Here is a 16677-nt window from a genome sequence, read left to right on the forward strand (position 1 = left end):
GTCAGTGGCCCTCCTTCTTCGTGGGTTCATCATCATCGATGCCGGGGTGGAAGGCGTGGGCCGAGGCGTCGACCTGGGCGCGCAACGCTGCAGCGCGGGCGCGGCGCTTCTCGGTGCCGGCACGCAGCAGGCTGTAGAAGACCGGCGTCAGGAAGATGCCGAAGAAGGTCACGCCCAGCATGCCGGCAAACACGGCGATGCCCATGGCGCGGCGCATCTCGCTGCCGGCGCCGCTGCCGAGAATCAGCGGGATGACGCCTGCACAGAAGGCGATGGACGTCATCAGGATGGGACGCAGCCGCAGGCGGCAGGCCTCGATGACGGCCTCGCGGATGGTGCGGCCCTGCTCCTCCAGCTCCTTGGCGAACTCGACGATCAGGATGGCGTTCTTGCACGCCAGGCCCACCAGCACCACCAGCGCCACCTGCGTGAAGATGTTCAGGTCTCCCGCCTGCATGAACGGCGGGAAATGCGACAGCCATACGCCGAACAGCGCCGACAGGATGCACATCGGCACGATGAGGATGATGGCCAGCGGCAGGCTCCAGCTCTCGTACTGCGCGGCGAGCACGAGGATGACCAGCAACACCGAGAACAGCAGCACCGCGGCCAGCGTCGGGATCTCGATGTTGAGCACCGGCACGGTGACGTTGCGCGTCAGGCGGTCCTGGTAGCTGAGGTCGGTGAACTCGTAGCCGAAGCCGCGCGGCAGGTTCTTCAGCAGCGCCTCGATCTCACCTTCGGCCTGGCCACTGGAGAAGCCGGGCTTGGGTGCGCCGTTGATGTCCGCCGACGGGAAGCCGTTGTAGCGCGTCACGCGCGTCGGGCCGAAGGTGGGCTCCACGCTCATCAGCGAACCCAGCGGCACCATCTCGCCCGCGTCGTTGCGGGTCTTGAGCTGGGTGATGTCCTCGGCCTTGGCGCGGAACGGCGCATCGGCCTGGACGATGACCTGGTAGGTCTTGCCGAACTTGGTGAAGTCGTTGACATACAGCGAGCCAAGGTTGATCTGCAGCGTGTCGTAGATGGAGCCCAGCGGCACGCCCATCTGCTTGGCCTTCACGCGGTCCACGTTGGCGAACAGCTGCGGCACGTTGATGTCGTAGTTGGAGTACGGCGTGCCGATGCTGGTGTTCTGGTTGCCATAGACCTGGCCCAGCGTGCCCCAGACCGCGCCGTACAGGGCCTGCTCGCCCTGGCTGCTGCGGTCCTGCACCTGCACCTTGAAGCCGCCGGCAATACCCAGGCCGTCGACCGGCGGCGGCGGCACGACGAACATGCGCGCACCCTGGATCTGCTGGATGGCGCCGTTGACCTGGCCGAGGATGGCCTCCTTGCTCTTGTCACGCGTGGTGCGCTTGTCGAAGCTCTCCAGGCCGAAGAAGACGATGCCCTCGTTGGGCGCGGCCGAGAAGCCGGCACCCGACAGCCCGGGGAAGGCGACCGAGTCGACGATGCCAGGCACCTTGAGCGCGATGTCGGTCATGCGACGCAGGACCTCCTCGGTACGGTCCAGGCTGGAACCTGCCGGCAGTTGCACGATGCCGATCAGGTACTGCTTGTCCGGCGCGGGCACGAAGCCACTGGGGATGCGCGTGAACAGCAGGGCCGTGCCGCCCAGCAGCAGCGCATAGACGATCAGCGCCAGCGACTTGCGCTTGAGGATGCCGGTCACGCCACGGCCGTAGTCCTCGGAGCGGCGGTGGAAGAAGCGGTTGAACCAGTGGAAGAAGGGGCCGAACAGCTTGTCCATGCCACGCATCAGCGCGTCCTTGGGCGCGTCATGGGGACGCAGCAAGATGGCGGCGAGCGCGGGCGACAGCGTCAGCGAGTTGAAGGCCGAAATCACCGTCGAGATCGCGATGGTCACCGCGAACTGCTTGTAGAACTGGCCCGACAGGCCCGGCACCAGCGTCAGCGGGATGAACACGGCGCACAGCACCAGCGCGATGGCGATGATGGGGCCGGAGACCTCCTGCATCGCCTTGACGGTCGCCGCATGTGGCGTCAACCCGTCCTGGATGTTGCGCTCGACGTTCTCGACCACCACGATGGCGTCGTCCACCACGATGCCGATGGCCAGCACGAGGCCGAACAGCGTCAGCGTGTTGATGGAGAAGCCCAGCAGCAGCAGCACGGCAAAGGTGCCGACGATGGACACCGGCACGGCCACCAACGGGATGATCGATGCGCGCCAGGTCTGCAGGAACAAGATGACCACCAGCACCACCAGTGCCACCGCCTCGAACAAGGTGCTGACCACCTTCTCGATGGAGGTCTGCACGAAGCGCGTCGGGTCGTAGACGATGTCGTAGTCCACGCCCTTGGGGAAGCTGGGCTTGAGCTTCTCCATGGTCTTGCGGACGTTGTCCGAGATCGCCAGCGCGTTGGAGCCCGGCGCCTGGAAGATGGCGATGGCCGCGGCTTCCTTGTTGTTCAGCAGGCTGCGCAGCGCATAGGTGTTGGCGCTGATCTCGACCCGCGCCACGTCCTTCACGCGCACCATGGCGCCGGTCTTGGTGTCGCTGCGGACGATGATGTTGCCGAACTCTTCCTCCGTCGCCAGCCGCCCCTGGGCGTTGATGGCCAGCTGGAAGTCTGTCCCCTTGGGCGACGGCGAGGCGCCGACCACGCCGGCGGCAACCTGCGTGTTCTGCTCGCGGATGGCACCGACGACCTCACCGGCCGTCATGCTGCGCGCGGCGAGCTTCTGCGGATCCAGCCAGATGCGCATGGCGTAGTCACCGGCGCCGAAGCTCAGCACCGAGCCCATGCCAGGGATGCGCAGCAGGTCGTCACGCACGTTCAGCGTGGCGTAGTTGCGCAGGTAGAGCGCATCACGCGAGTTGTCCGGGCTGACCAGGTGGACCACCATGGTCAGGTTGGGTGCGGACTTCTCGGTCGTCACGCCGATGGTGCGGACGATGTCGGGCAGGCGTGGCAGCGCGCGGTTGATGCGGTTTTGCACCGCCGTCTCGGCGGCCTCGGGGGACGTGCCGATCTTGAACGTGACCGTCAGCGTCATGCCGCCGTCGCCGGTGGCCTGGCTCTCGAAATAGAGCACGTTCTCGAGGCCGTTGATCTGCTCCTCGAGCGGCGTGGCCACCGTCTCGGCGATGACGCGCGGGTTGGCGCCGGGGTACTGGGCGCGCACGACGACCTGCGGCGGCGCGACCTCGGGATATTCCGAGACCGGCAGCAGCGGGATGGCCAGCGCGCCGAGCAGGAAGACGAACAGGGACAACACGGTCGCGAAGCGCGGCCGGTCGATGAAAAAGCGTGAGATGTCCATGGGGCGAGCGCCTTGGATTTACTTCGAGGCGGCGGAGGCCGGGGCTGCGGCGGGCGCGGCACCCGGCGGCGCGGCCGGAATCGGCATGCCGCTGGCATCGACCTTCAGCACCTGGGGCGTGACCGGTGCGCCTGGGAAGGCGCGCAGCAGGCCGTCGACGATGACCAGCTCGCCGGCCTTGACGCCCTCGACGACGCGCATGCCGTCGATCAGCGCGCCCGGCGTGACGGGGCGCGGCTGCACGACGTTGTTGGCACCGACGATGAGGACGATCTTGCGCGTCTGGTCGGTCGTGATGGCGCGGTCGGGAATGACGACACCCTGGTAGCTGCCGCTGCCGCCCAGCTTCACTCGGGCATACAGGCCCGGTGTGAACTGGCCGTTCTTGTTGTCGAACACCGCGCGGGCGCGGATGGAGGCGGTGGCCGGATTCAGGCGGTTGTCGACGAAGTCCAGCTTGCCGGTGTGCGGGTAGCCCTGCTCGTTGGACAGGCCCATCTGCACGGCGGTCAGGACGGGCTTTGCCGAACGCATGTACTTGAGATAGGTCGCCTCGCTGGCGTCGAAGTAGGCGTAGACCTTGTCGCTGGAAACCACCGTGGTCAGCACCGGGTCGCCCACGCCGACGAGGTTGCCGGGCGTCACGTTGGCGCGCGAGGTGCGGCCGCCGACGGGGGCCGTCACATTGGCGTACTCGACATTCAGCCTGGCCTGCACCAGCGCGGCCTCGGCGGCCTTCTGGTTGGCCTCGGCGCTGCGCAGCGCCGAGCGCAGCTGGTCGATCTCCTGCTGGCTGACGGCATTGACGCTGACCAGTTTCTCGGAGCGGGCGAGGTCCGCACGGGCCAGCTCGGACTGCGTCTTGAGCGCGGCGATCTGCGCCTCGGCGCGGGCAACCTCGGCCTTGAAGGCGCGAGCGTCGATGCTGAACAGCGGGTCGCCCTTCCTGACGACCTGGCCTTCCTTGAAGCGCACCGCCTCGACGGTGCCAGCCACACGGGCACGCACCTCGACCGTGTCGGGCGCCTCCAGCCGGGCGGTGAACTCATCGAACTCCTGCACCTCGCGCTGCGTGGCCGGCGCGACCGATACGGGCGGCGGGCCACCGTGGCCACCAGCACCATCCGGCTTCTGGCCGCAGGCGGCAAGCAGGAGGGCAACAAGGGGAGTCAGGGTCAGCGCCAGATTCTTCTTCGTCATGGGGGGCTCCGAGGGCAAGGCGGCGACTGTAAGCATTTCGCCCCCCGTCCCGTCACCCCAAACCTGAAAGCCCGTTCAGGCTGCTGACATTCCTTGTCAACAGTTAAAAAATGTGAACACGAAGAAAAAGCCGCCCGAAGGCGGCTTTAGGGCACGGAAATGGTGCGCGCGGCTCAATGCACGCCGTGCATCCACTTCTTCATCAGCGGCGTCATGGCCATCAGCACGACGCCGGCGCCGATGGGGATGACCGTGAAGATCAGGAAGAACACCGACATCGAGTACGCGGACGAGATCTGGTCGATGTAGGCGCCGGTGGAGCCGGCGATCTTGTTGGCAATGGCGGAGTTCAGGAACCAGACGCCGAACATCAGGCCCAGCAGGCGCGTCGGCGCCAGCTTGGAGATGTAGGACAGGCCAACCGGTGACAGGCACAGCTCACCCATGGTGTGGAACAGGTAGGCCAGCGACAGGAACATCATGCTGACCTGGGCCGTCTTGGCGCCCTGCGGGATGCCTGCCGAGCCGTAGGACAGCACTGCAAATCCCAGGCCCAGCAGCACCAGGCCCGTCCCGAACTTGACCGGGCCCGACGGGTTCCAGTGCTTCTCCCACATCTTGGAGAACATCGGCGCGAGCACGACGATGAAGAAGCTGTTCAGCACGCCGAACCAGGTGGCCGGCACCTCGCTCTGCTCCATCGCGAATTCACGGCCCAGCATCCACAGGCACAGGCCCCAGATGATGGCGAAGGCGACGGCCAGCGAAAGATTGGCCATGGCGTACTTGCCGCCGGTGGAGCGGTAGAGCTTGAACAGCAGCCAGGACAGGATGGCCGCCGGGATCAGCGTCATGGCCGTGTTGACGATCTTGAAGATGAAGCCGCTGGTGCCGACCAGCGTGCGATCGGTGTAGTCGGCCGCGAAGATGGTCATGGAGCCGCCGGCCTGCTCGAAGGCGAACCAGAAGAAGATCGTGAAGAAGGAGAACACGAAGATCGCCTTCAGGCGGTCGGCCACGACATGCTCGGGCGTGTCGTCGAGCTTCTCCTCGACGGCCTTCTTGGCCGCGTCGATCTTGTCGCCGATACGGCCGAACAGGCCCTGGCTGAGCCAGAACTGGATGGCGCCCAGGATCATGAACAGGCCCGCCAGGCCGAAGCCCAGGTTCCAGGAGATCTTCTCGCCGATGTATCCGCACAGCGAGATGCCGAAGAAGGCTCCGGCGTTCACGCCCATGTAGAACAGCGTGTAGCCACCGTCACGCGCGCCTTCGTTGTCCTTGCCGTACAGCTGGCCCACGATGGCCGAGATGTTGGGCTTGAACAGACCCGTGCCCAGCACCACCAGCCCCAGGCCCAGATAGAAGCTCGGCAGCGTGTCCATGAACAGCGCGATATGGCCGGCCGCGATGATGAAGCCGCCCAGCAGCACGGAGCGCCGCGTGCCCAGCAGCCGGTCGGCGATGTAGCCGCCAAGGATGGGTGTCAGGTAGGCCAGCATGGTGTACCAGCCGTAGAGGTTGGTCGCGTCGGCGCGGCTCCAGCCCCAGCCGCCCTTGCTGGCTTCCGTGATCAGGAAGAGCACGAGCAGGGCGCGCATGCCGTAGTAGGAGAACCGCTCCCACATCTCGGTGAAGAAGAGGACGAAGAGCTGGTTGGGCTGGCCGAGGATGGCGGTACCGGCCTGCGGGGTCGCCGCTTGGCCGGACACGGGGGAAGTGGTAGTCACGTCTGTCGTTCCAGGTAAACCGGGGAGGCGGGCGGTGGCCCGCCGCGGAAGGCCGGGATTGTCCTGCCGCAGGGTCGTTTTCCAGGGACGACAGGCCCAGGGATTGCCCTGGGTTTTCTCTAGGGCGCCGCCGCGTGCGGCACGCCCCCGGCCGCGGCGACGAGTGCCTCACGCTCGGGAAGGATGTAGACGAGGCTGCTGCCCATTCCCAGCGTGGGCAGCACGACCTGGTCGAAGAACTCAGGATCGACGACGACGCAACCCAGCGTGATGCGGCGGTCCTGCAGCTTGGCGGAGACCAGGCGCTCGGGCCGGCGCTGACTGGCCGGCGCCGGGCGCAGCCGGTGGATGGCGAGGTTGGCTTCGTAGTCGAACCAGACGATGCGTTCGCCGCTCAGGTTGCGGCCCGGGCGGGCCTCGAAGCGGCCGGACGGCGTCACGCGTTCATGGGCCTGCAGCGCCGATGGGTCCTTGCCACGCGCGCTCGGTGGCTCGGCATCGCCCGGCGTCAGCCCCAGCAGGGCCGGCGCGCGTCCGACCAGGCGGCCATCGGCGGCGTAGACGGACAGCGTCGCAGCGCGCTTGTCGACGATGGCGAAGGGGCGGTCGTCCTGGGCATCAGCCGCCACCGGTCTCAATGCAGTCGGGACAGTCCGTGCGGTCGGGAGGCCCTGCGCGCCCGCGCCCGACGCGGCCAGGAGGCTCCACGCGACGAAGACTTCCAACACCCTGGCCCGGCCTGCCCGACTGCTTCCCACTCGACACCCCTTGTCCCGGGCCGCACAGACTTCGTGCGATCCCCGCGGGGCAGTCTAGGAAGCCGGCCTTGTAACCGGCAGGCAAGGAGTTCACGGTTTGCCGCTGTTACCTCTTCGCGGACCGGCCTGGGCCAGCAACTGCGGTGCCGCAGCGGCCGGGAAGAAGGCGGTCAGCGGGCTGCGCTCCGGCAGCACGTAGACGATGGCGCGGGCCCGGCCGAGCTGGGGCCAGACCGTGCGGTCGAAGAAGTCCACCGGCACGTTGATGCAACCCCAGCTGATGCGGTTGTCGGCCGCTGTCTTGGTGGCCAGGCGCTCCAGGCGGCGCTCCTTGGGATTGGTGGCGCGCACGCGGTGCATGGAAACGGCCGCACCGTAGTCGACCCAGACGACCTCATGGCCCAGCGAGTTCCGTCCCGGCTCCGACACGAAGCGGCCGGCCGGTGTCGTGCGCTCCTGGGGCTTGATGTCCTCGATGGCTTTCTGGCCGATGCCCGCCACCGACAGATCACCCGCCGCATAGCCCAGCAGCACCGGACTGGTGCCGAGCAGGCGGCCACCGGGGCTGAAGACGTAGACCTGGGCGCGGCGCTTGTCGACGATGGCAAACGGCGCGCTGCCGTTGTCGGCTTCGCGCACGGCCCACGCCGCGACGCGGCTCACGTCGTTCGGGGCGCGGACATCGCCAAAGTCCAGCCGGCGTTCGATTGCCGGCGGCGGTACCGGCCTGGTCGCATGGGACAGGTTCTCCGGTGCGGTCCGGCGGGGCTTGAACCTGTCTCCGAAAACGAGGAACATCATGGCGAGCGCCAACGCGGCGATGAGGCCGCCCTGGCACAGCCCGGCGAGGATGTCGCGCCGCCTCGCGGCGGCTTCGACCTCAGCGCGCGCTCCGAAACGCATGGCCGGTGCCGGAGCGGGCTGCCGCGGTACGCGCGATCAGTTGCGGTCGGCGCGGGGGGCCGGCTCTGCGGCGGGGGCCGGTGTGCGATAGCTGTTGTCGCTGGCCGCGGGCGTGTCGCTCGGCAGCGGCGTGGTGGTGGTGTCCACCGGTGGCGCGGTGCGGGCCGGGTCATCCGCGGGCATCTGCTGCGGCATCTGCGTGGTCGTATCAGCCGTGGGCAGCGCATTCGGGTCAGCGGGCGTCTGCTCGCTGGTTGGCGACGCGGTCGCCGCAGTCATGGGCTCGGCGGGCTGGTTCTGGTCATCGCTCTGGGCAAATGCCAGGCCGATGCCGCCCACAAGAACGGCTGCGGTCAGGGCGGTGGTGGCAGTCTTGAGATGGGACATGGGGGACTCCTTTGAAGCAGGCCCGGCGAAAGGCCGGGCGGCGGCGCCGGCCATTTCCACCGGCTGAGCCCACTCTAGGACGCACCCATTTCGCGCGACGTCGGCACGCGGCCCGACGCGCTGTAGGAGACACCCCCACCCCGTAGCGGCTGGTTACGCCGCGCTACGGAACCGCCACGGCTCAGAGGGAGAAGTCGTAGTCGATGGTCAGCGGCGCGTGGTCACTGAACATCTGGCCGGTGTAGATGGCCTCGGCCCTCGCCAGCGCGGCGATGCCGGGCGTGGCAAGGTGGTAGTCCAGCCGCCACCCGACGTTGTTGGCGCGTGCGTTGCCACGGTTGCTCCACCACGTGTACTGCTCGGCGTTCGGGTTCAACGTTCGGAACACGTCAACCAGCCCGCCCTCGTCCAGCAGCCGCGTCATCCAGGCTCGCTCCTCGGGCAGGAAGCCGCTGTTCTTCTGGTTGCCGCGCCAGTTCTTCAGGTCAATCTCCTTGTGGGCGATGTTGACGTCGGCCACCAGGATGAACTCCCGCTCGCCCTTGAGCGCCTGCAGGTGCGGGTACATCGCATCGAGGAAGCGGTACTTGACTGCCTGACGTTCCTCGCCGCTGGTGCCGCTCGGGAAGTAGACGCTGATGAGGCTGAGCTTGCGGCCCGGCTTGTCGAAGCGCTTCTCGACCCAACGGCCCTCGCTGTCGAACTCGGCGATGCCCAGCCCCGTGATCACGTCGCTGGGCTCTTCCTTGGCGTACAGACCCACACCCGAGTACCCCTTTTTCTCGGCGTAGTGGAAGTGGCCTTCGAGCTTGTCGCAGCTGCGGAACTTGGCCTCGACGACATCGGCCTGGGCCTTGAGCTCCTGCACGCCGACCGCGTCGGCCTGCTGCCGGTCCAACCAGTCAAAGAAGCCCTTGCCGGCGGCAGACCGTACGCCGTTGAGATTCGCAGTGATGAAGCGCATCGGAACTAGGGAGAGGGTTGATACGAACAAGTATCGCAGTGCAGCAAAAGCACAACACAGCGCCAGCTTTCATCATGGAACTGTCACGCGATCCCTACGATCCCGTAGGAATCAAGAGGCGTCACAAGCGCCCGCCTTCGTCCCGCATGCCCCTCCCCCGCCAACCCGAGGATTTCTCATGCCGAACACCCGCATTTCCCCAACTCTTCTCGCCCTCGCACTGGGCGCCGCCTTCCCGATGCAGGCCGCCGTTGCACAGGCCGCGCCGGCGCCTGAAGCCAAGAAGGACGTCAGCCAGCTCGAAGCCGTCATCGTGACCGGCAGCCGACGGGCGGAGAACTTGAAGGAAGTGCCGCTGTCCATCTCGGCCATCAAGTCCGAGGAACTGGACACCTACAACGCCAGCGGCCAGGACGTACGCACGCTGTCGGGGCGCGTCCCCAGCCTGAACATCGAGTCCGACTACGGCCGCACCTTCCCGCGCTTTTACGTGCGGGGGCTGGGGAACACCGACTTCGACATGAACGCGTCCCAGCCGGTGGGCCTGGTCTATGACGATGTCGTGCAGGAGAGCATCGCCCTCAAGGGCTTCCCGGTGTTCGACATGGAGCAGGTGGAACTGCTGCGAGGCCCGCAGGGCACCCTCTTCGGCCGCAATTCGCCGGCCGGTGTCATGAAGTTCGACTCGGCCAAGCCTGGCAAACGGCTGGAGGGCTTCGCCAACTTCAGCTACGGCCGCTGGAACTCCGCCAACCTGGAGGCCGCCGTCAACGTGCCGCTGAACCAGGACTGGCAGATGCGCATGGCCGGCATCGTGCAACGCCAGGACAACCGCGTGCACAACCCCATTGCCGCCACAGCTGGCGCCACGGCCGACCTCGAGGGCTACAACGACAAGGCGCTACGCCTGCAGGCAGCCTACAAGAACGGCGGCTTCTCCGGGCTCTTCAAGGTCCAGGCCCGCGACTTCAAGGGCACCGCGACGACCTTCCGCGCAAACATCATCAAGCGCGGCAGCAACGACCTCGTCGACGGCTACGACGACAGCTACTACCCCACCGACGGCTACAACTCGCAGACGCTGAAGTCCAGCGAGGTGAGCGCGCGCCTGCGCTGGGACTTCGACGGCCTGTCGCTGTACTCCATCACCGCCCACGACCGCGCCAAGTTCTACAGCCGCGGCGACGTGGACGGCGGCTTCGGCAGCCGCTTCGGCGGCATTCCTGACGGCCCGAAGTACTACCCCGCAGGCTCGACGACGCCCTACCCCTCCGTCATCCCCTTCGATTCCCAGACGGCCGACGGCATCCCCTACCTGCGCCAGACCACGCAGGAGTTCCGCCTGCAGTCCAACACCAACGATCCACTGCAATGGATCGCGGGCCTGTACTACTTCAACGAGAAGCTGCAGGTGGACAGCTTCAACTTCGACAGCTTCGCGCCCGGCGACCCCCAGAACGGCTACGCCGTGCAGCACCAGGAAGCCAAGTCCTGGGCAGCCTTCGGCAATGTGAACTTCGCCGTCACGCCCGACTTCAAGATCCGCGGCGGCCTGCGCTATACCAACGACAAGAAGGACTTCGACGCCGTGCGAACCTGGACGCCGGGCAAGGCCAACAACGTCGACATCATCGGCCCGTTCTTCGCCCACCCCTCGTCGTCCAACTGGAGCTGGGACCTCGGCGCCAACTACAACGTCGACAAGGCCACCAGCCTGTTCGCGCGCGTCGCGACGGGCTACCGCGCCCCCTCCATTCAGGGGCGCGTGCTGTTCGGCGACTCGATCTCCATCGCCAATTCCGAGAAGGTGCTGTCCGTCGAAGCCGGCTTCAAGGCCGACCTGCTGGACAACACCGCGCGCATCAGCGGTACGGTGTTCAAGTACCGCGTGAAGGACATGCAGCTCACTGCCGGCTCCGGCTCCACCAACCAGAACCGCCTCGTCAACGCCGCCAAGGCCGAGGGCCAGGGTTTCGAAATCGACGCGCAGGCCATCATCGCGCGCGACTGGCGCACCACGCTGGGCTTCTCGTACAACGACACGAAGATCAAGGATCCCAACCTCTTCGTGCTGCCCTGCGGCAACGCCGGCTTCCAGTTCCTGGAAGCCAACACCGGCTGCACGGTACTGGACCCGGCCGGCCCGCTGGCCGGCACCGTCAGCATCAACGGCAACCCGCTGCCGCGCGCGCCCAAGGTGGTGTGGAACTGGACGTTGAAGTACAGCACGTCCGTCGGGGCTGGTGAGCTGACCGTGCTGACTGACTGGGCCTACAAGGACAAGTACAACATGTTCCTGTACGAGGCCGTCGAGTACCGCGCCAAGTCGGCGCTGGAAGGCGGCCTGCGCGTGGGCTATGGCTGGAACAACGGCCGATACGAGGTTGCGGCCTACTCCCGCAACATCACCAACCATCGCCAGATCGTCGCTGCCATCGACTTCGACAACCTGACCGGCATCGTCAACGAGCCGCGCAGCTACGGCGTGCAGTTCAAGGCCAATTTCTAGGCTTTCCCGAGACACGGCAGGCCCCGGCCGACGGCCCGGCTCCCACGGGAGCCGGGCCTGTTTTTTGGCCCCTAGAATCTTTGACCATGTCCACCGTGCCCGCCGATTCCCTCGCCCAGTCCTTCGTCGCATTCGCCGTGCAGGCGGGCGTGTTGCGTTTCGGCGAATTCAAGACCAAGGCCGGACGGCTCAGCCCCTATTTCTTCAACGCCGGCCTGTTCGACGATGGCGCCAAGCTTGGCCGCCTCGCCGGCTTCTACGCCGAGCGCCTGATCGCGTCGGGCCTGCAGTTCGACATGATCTTCGGCCCCGCCTACAAGGGCATCACGCTGGCCGCCGCCGTCTCGATGGAGCTGGCGCATCGCGGCCACAACGTGCCGTTCGCGTACAACCGCAAGGAAGCCAAGGACCACGGCGAGGGCGGCAACCTCGTCGGTGCGCCGGTCAAGGGTCGCGTCCTCATCATCGACGACGTCATCTCCGCCGGCACCTCGGTGCGCGAGTCCATCCAGATGATCGAGGCCGCTGGAGCCACACCTTGTGGCGTGTCCATCGCGCTGGACCGTCAGGAAAAGGCCGCCGAGGGCGGCGTAGACAGCCCGCTGTCGGCCGTGCAACAGGTGCAGCAGCGCTATGGCCTGCCGGTTGTCGCCGTGGCGGGACTGGCTGACCTCTTGTCCTATCTGGACGGCGCGCCCGAGCTGGCCGCGCACCGCCCGGCCGTGCTGGCCTATCGGGAACGGTACGGCGTCTGATGCGCATCCTGCCCGTCGCCGCAGCACTGCTCGTCGCCGGCTCCACGCTGGCTCAGGACGGCGCGCCCGGCCGGGGCATCTACACCTGCACGACAGCGGATGGCCGCAAGCTCACCAGCGACCGTCCGATTCCCGAATGCACCGCACGCGAGCAGCGCATGCTCAACCCCGACGGTTCGCATCGCTCGACGCTCCCCCCCTTCCTCAGCCCTGAGGAGCGCGCCACCAAGGACGCCGCCGATCGCCGCGCTGCGGCCGAACGCATCGCCCAGCAGGACGCCGTCCGGCGCGACCGCACGCTGATGCTGCGCTACCCGAACGAAGCGTCGCACCAGCGCGCGCGCAACACGGCCCTGGACGACTCCAACAAGGCCATGCGCCTGTCCGAGCGCCGCATCAAGGACCTGACGTCCGAGCGCAAGCCGCTGCTGGACGAGGCCGAGTTCTACAAGGGCAAGCCACTGCCGGCGAAGCTCAAGCAGTCACTGGACGCCAACGACGCCAGCATCGAGGCCCAGCAGGTGCTCATCGAGAATCAGAAGGCCGAACTCGTGCGCATCAACGCGCGCTTTGACGCTGAACTGACGCGGCTGAGAAAGCTCTGGGCCGGCGCCGCGCCGGGCTCGCTGCCGCCCCTGGGCGAACTGCCGCCGACCGCGCCGCCGCCCACGCCCAAGCGCTGAGCTCGGACCGAAGGCTGCCCTTCACAGGCTTCGCAGGGCACCGGACCGACCTCACCCCCGTCCAGCCGACCCGTGCAAGGCGCGGCCCGCCCGTCCTCCGGCGTCGGCGAGTGCGCAAGCACTCGCCCCGGTCCGAGGCTCAGCCCAGTTTCTTCTTCAGCAGCTCATTGACCAGGGCCGGATTGGCCTTGCCCTTGGTCGCCTTCATCGCCTGGCCGACCAGTGCGTTGAACGCCTTGTCCTTGCCGGCGCGGTACTCGTCGACCGATTTCTGGTTGGCGGCCAGCACCTCGTCGAGAATGGCCTCGATGGCGCCGGTGTCGCTGACCTGCTTCAGGCCCCTGGCCTCGATGACGGCATCCACGTCGCTCGACTCGCCGGTCCACAGCGCCTCGAACACCTGCTTGGCCGCGTTGTTCGAGATGGTGCCGTCCGAGATGCGGCCGATCAGCTTGGCCAGCAATTCCGGACCCACCGGCGCCGCGGCGATCTCGCCACCCTCTGCATTCAGCCGCTTGCTGATCTCGCCCATGACCCAGTTCGCGACCAGCTTCGGAACCGCACCCGCGGCCTTGGCGGCCTCGTAGTACCGGGCGGTGGCCAGGCTCTGCGTCATCATGGTCGCGTCGTAGGCCGGCAGGCCGTCGGCGTCCTCGAAGCGGGCCGCCATCACTGACGGCAGCTCGGGCATCTCGCCCTTCACCCGCTCCACCCATTCCGGCGCGATGACCAGCGGCGGCAGGTCCGGGTCGGGGAAGTAGCGGTAGTCGGCCGAGTCCTCCTTGCTGCGCATCGCGCGGGTCTCGCCGGTGTCCGGGTTGTAGAGCACGGTCGCCTGCTGGATCTTGCGACCATCCTCGATCTCGTCGATCTGCCAGTTGACCTCGTAGTTCACCGCGTCGACAAGGAAGCGGAAGCTGTTGAGGTTCTTGATCTCGCGGCGCGTACCAAAGGGCTCGCCGGGCTTGCGCACCGACACGTTGACGTCACAGCGGAACGAGCCTTCCTGCATGTTGCCGTCGCAGATGCCCAGCCACATCACCAGCGCGTGCAACGTCTTGGCGTACTCGGCGGCCTCGGCTCCCGAGCGCATGTCGGGCTCGGACACGATCTCCAGCAGCGGCGTGCCGGCGCGGTTCAGGTCGATGCCCGACTGGCCGTGGTAATCCTCGTGCAGGCTCTTGCCGGCGTCTTCCTCGAGGTGGGCCCGGGTCAGGTTGACCTTGTGCTTCACATCACCGACGAAGAACTCCACCGCGCCGCCCTGAACGACCGGGATCTCGAACTGACTGATCTGGTAGCCCTTGGGCAGATCCGGATAGAAGTAGTTCTTGCGGGCAAAGATGGACAGCGGCGCAACCTTGGCACCCACCGCCAGGCCGAAACGGATGGCGCGCTCGACGGCGGCGCGGTTCAGCACCGGCAGCGTGCCGGGCAGGGCCAGGTCCACCGGCGAGGCCTGCGTGTTGGGCGCCGCGCCAAAGGCGGTGGAGCTGCCGCTGAAGATCTTGCTCTGCGTGGAGAGCTGGACGTGGTTCTCGAGGCCGATGACGACCTCATAACCGCGGATGAGCTTGGATGTAGGCATATCAGAGTCCCGAGGGCGCGGCGAGGTGCCAGTCGGTGGCTTGCTGGAGGGCATGCGCCGTGTGCAGCAGCTGCCCTTCCTTGAAGTAGTTGCCGATCAGCTGCAAGCCCACCGGCATGCCGCCTGCGCCGAGACCCACCGGCACGCTCATGCCGGGCAGGCCGGCCAGCGAACCGGGCAGCGTGAAGATGTCGGCCAGGTAGGCCTGCGTCGGGTCGTCCTTGCCTTCGCCGTGCTTCCAGGCCACGGTGGGCGCCACCGGGCCGGCGATCAGGTCGCACTGCGTGAAGCACTGCTGGAAGTCGTCCGCGATCATGCGGCGCAGCTTCTGGGCTTGCAGGTAGTAGGCGTCGTAATAACCGTGCGACAGCACGTAGGTGCCGATCATGATGCGGCGCTTCACCTCGGGGCCGAAGCCCTCGGCGCGCGACTTCTTGTACATGTCGAGCAGGTCGTCGTACTGGGCCGCGCGATGGCCGAACTTGACCCCATCGAAGCGCGACAGGTTCGAGCTCGCCTCGGCCGGGGCGATGATGTAGTAGACGGGGATGGCCAGCTCGGTACGCGGCAGGCTGACATCCACCAGCGTGGCGCCCAGCTTCTCCAGCTCGGCCAGGCCGGCGCGCACTGCGGCGTTGACGTCGGCCGACAGCCCGCCCGGGAAGAACTCCCTGGGCAGGCCGACGCGCAGGCCCGCCAGAGGCTTGCCTGCGCTGGCGCCCTCGCGTGCCGCCAGCATCTGCGCATGGAAGTCTTGCGGCGGCTGCTGCACGCTGGTGGCGTCGCGCTCGTCGAAGCCGCTCATGGCCGACAGCAGCAGTGCGCAGTCCTCGGCCGAGCGGGCCATGGGGCCTGCCTGGTCCAGGCTGGAGGCGAACGCGATCATCCCGTAGCGCGAACACACGCCGTAGGTCGGCTTGATGCCGGTGATGCCGGTGAAACTGGCCGGCTGGCGGATGGAGCCGCCGGTGTCGGTGCCGGTCACGCCGGGCACCAGGCGGGCGGCCACGGCCACGGCCGAGCCCCCCGAAGAGCCACCGGGCACGCGGCTGGCGTCCCAGGGGTTGTGAGCCGGGAAATAGGCACTGTTCTCGTTGGCCGAGCCCATCGCGAACTCGTCGCAGTTCAGCTTGCCCAGGCTCACGGTGCCGGCGGCATTCAGCTTCGCGACGACGGTGGCGTCGAAGGGGCTGAGGTAGCCGTCCAGCATCTTCGAACCGGCCGTGGTGGGCATGCCGGCGGTGACGTAGATGTCCTTGTGCGCCAGCGGCACGCCGGCCAGCGCCCCGGCGTTGCCGGCGGCCAGAGCGGTGTCGGCCTGGGCGGCGCGGGCCAGCGCGCCGTCCGCGTCAACGTGCAGGAAGGCGCCCAGCGCCTGGTCGTGCGTGGCGATGCGATCCAGCAGCGCCTGCGTCGCCTCGCGGCTGGACAGGGCACGGCTCTTCAGGGCGGCGGCCAGCTCGGCCACGCCCATGTCGTGAACGGGCTTCATTCGATGACCTTGGGAACGAGGAAGAGGCCGTCCTCGACGGCCGGGGCGCTGCGCTGGTTCAGCTCGCGCTGGTTGCTCTCGGTGACGGCATCCTCGCGCAGCCGCAACTGCACCTGCTGGATGGCCGACAGCGGCGTGTACAGCGGCTCGATGCCGGCGGTATCGACGGCGCTCATCTGGTCCACGATCTTGAAGAAGTCGTTCAGGTTGCCCAGCAGCGCCTCCGATTCGGCCGGCTGCAGTTCCAGCCGGGCCAGATGGGCGATGCGGCTCACGTCGTCAGGGGTGAGGCTCATGAAGGGTTTTCAGATGTAAGCCTGAAGCCAGAAACCTAGCGTTGGCGGGCCTCAGAATGGGGTGATCGGTTATTATCGCCGCCCATCTTCAAGGCCTTCGGGGCTGCCCATTCAGCGACG

At 67.2% G+C, this 16677-nt stretch carries 13 protein-coding genes; 3 read left to right on the forward strand and 10 right to left on the reverse strand.

What is annotated here, in order from left to right; all coding sequences use genetic code 11:
* Window position 1 precedes the first annotated feature (1 nt).
* The 7 genes from QM732_RS22295 to QM732_RS22325 all read right to left on the reverse strand — a co-directional run bounded on the left by QM732_RS22295 (window position 2) and on the right by QM732_RS22325 (window position 9234).
* Window positions 2-3292: an efflux RND transporter permease subunit gene (locus QM732_RS22295; RefSeq protein ID WP_415658279.1), complete on the reverse strand. Its 3291-nt coding sequence runs from the start codon at window positions 3290-3292 to the stop codon at window positions 2-4.
* Between the two features lie 18 nt (window positions 3293-3310).
* Window positions 3311-4492 (reverse strand): efflux RND transporter periplasmic adaptor subunit, encoded by a 1182-nt coding sequence (locus tag QM732_RS22300; RefSeq protein WP_415658280.1) that lies wholly within the window; start codon window positions 4490-4492, stop codon window positions 3311-3313.
* A gap of 173 nt (window positions 4493-4665) precedes the next feature.
* Complete coding sequence (locus tag QM732_RS22305) at window positions 4666-6222, reverse strand: peptide MFS transporter (RefSeq protein ID WP_415658281.1); 1557 nt, start codon at window positions 6220-6222, stop codon at window positions 4666-4668.
* Window positions 6223-6341: 119 nt separating this feature from the next.
* Window positions 6342-6851 (reverse strand): L,D-transpeptidase, encoded by a 510-nt coding sequence (locus tag QM732_RS22310; protein ID WP_415658282.1) that lies wholly within the window; start codon window positions 6849-6851, stop codon window positions 6342-6344.
* A 219-nt stretch (window positions 6852-7070) separates the two neighbouring features.
* On the reverse strand, window positions 7071-7883 hold the full coding sequence (locus QM732_RS22315) for a hypothetical protein (protein WP_415658283.1): 813 nt from the start codon (window positions 7881-7883) through the stop codon (window positions 7071-7073).
* 36 nt (window positions 7884-7919) lie between these two features.
* Window positions 7920-8270 (reverse strand): hypothetical protein, encoded by a 351-nt coding sequence (locus QM732_RS22320; RefSeq protein WP_415658284.1) that lies wholly within the window; start codon window positions 8268-8270, stop codon window positions 7920-7922.
* Between the two features lie 181 nt (window positions 8271-8451).
* A complete protein-coding gene (locus QM732_RS22325; RefSeq protein WP_415658285.1) occupies window positions 8452-9234 on the reverse strand; it encodes an exodeoxyribonuclease III in 783 nt (260 codons plus the stop codon).
* 178 nt (window positions 9235-9412) lie between these two features.
* Here QM732_RS22325 and QM732_RS22330 point away from each other — a divergent pair, with 178 nt between their 5' ends.
* The 3 genes from QM732_RS22330 to QM732_RS22340 all read left to right on the forward strand — a co-directional run bounded on the left by QM732_RS22330 (window position 9413) and on the right by QM732_RS22340 (window position 13181).
* The gene (locus QM732_RS22330) at window positions 9413-11743 is read left to right on the forward strand and encodes a TonB-dependent receptor (protein WP_415658286.1); all 2331 of its coding nucleotides are present in this window, start codon (window positions 9413-9415) and stop codon (window positions 11741-11743) included.
* Between the two features lie 86 nt (window positions 11744-11829).
* Window positions 11830-12498 carry an orotate phosphoribosyltransferase gene (pyrE, locus tag QM732_RS22335; protein ID WP_415658287.1) on the forward strand — a complete coding sequence of 223 codons (669 nt, stop codon included), beginning with the start codon at window positions 11830-11832 and terminating at the stop codon, window positions 12496-12498.
* On the forward strand, window positions 12498-13181 hold the full coding sequence (locus QM732_RS22340; RefSeq protein ID WP_415658288.1) for a hypothetical protein: 684 nt from the start codon (window positions 12498-12500) through the stop codon (window positions 13179-13181). The genes pyrE and QM732_RS22340 overlap by 1 nt, the downstream gene beginning before the upstream one ends.
* Before the next feature lie 139 nt (window positions 13182-13320).
* Here QM732_RS22340 and gatB read toward each other — a convergent pair whose 3' ends face one another.
* From gatB to gatC, 3 genes are read right to left on the reverse strand one after another with little or no spacing between them, the layout of a single operon-like run.
* Window positions 13321-14769 carry an Asp-tRNA(Asn)/Glu-tRNA(Gln) amidotransferase subunit GatB gene (gene gatB / locus QM732_RS22345; protein ID WP_415658289.1) on the reverse strand — a complete coding sequence of 483 codons (1449 nt, stop codon included), beginning with the start codon at window positions 14767-14769 and terminating at the stop codon, window positions 13321-13323.
* A gap of 1 nt (window position 14770) precedes the next feature.
* On the reverse strand, window positions 14771-16261 hold the full coding sequence (gene gatA, locus QM732_RS22350) for an Asp-tRNA(Asn)/Glu-tRNA(Gln) amidotransferase subunit GatA (RefSeq protein WP_415658290.1): 1491 nt from the start codon (window positions 16259-16261) through the stop codon (window positions 14771-14773).
* Complete coding sequence (gene gatC, locus QM732_RS22355; protein ID WP_415658291.1) at window positions 16258-16557, reverse strand: Asp-tRNA(Asn)/Glu-tRNA(Gln) amidotransferase subunit GatC; 300 nt, start codon at window positions 16555-16557, stop codon at window positions 16258-16260. The genes gatA and gatC overlap by 4 nt, the downstream gene beginning before the upstream one ends.
* Window positions 16558-16677: the final 120 nt, after the last annotated feature.

Source organism: Roseateles sp. (assembly GCF_047654805.1).
GTDB lineage: Bacteria > Pseudomonadota > Gammaproteobacteria > Burkholderiales > Burkholderiaceae_C > Pelomonas.